Annotated in this window: 1 protein-coding gene; it reads right to left on the reverse strand. The window is 45.8% G+C overall.

From position 1 onward, the window contains the following. The coding region (locus FNH22_RS32345; RefSeq protein ID WP_221420405.1) for a hypothetical protein at window positions 1–249 on the reverse strand (249 nt) is incomplete at both ends.

Genomic DNA, 249 nt, shown 5'->3' on the forward strand with positions numbered 1-249 from the left:
TTTCATCTCCTTCTACGTCGCTATCATCCTGGCCTGTAATAGCTGTAGTAGCGTTCATATCACCGGCTGGAATAACAATGCTGGTTGCTCCCGAGTAGTCGGCCGCTGTGGTGCTGATATTTATATAGGATAAATTAACGGTAACGTCTTTTCCGGAAATAGCAGATAATTCGGCCGTTAACGTTGTGCTACCGCCATTTTCGGCTATGGTATTTGATGAAGCACTAAGGGTTACTGTGGGTTCCGGAT

This window comes from Fulvivirga sp. M361 (assembly GCF_007097395.1).
Classification (GTDB): domain Bacteria; phylum Bacteroidota; class Bacteroidia; order Cytophagales; family Cyclobacteriaceae; genus Fulvivirga.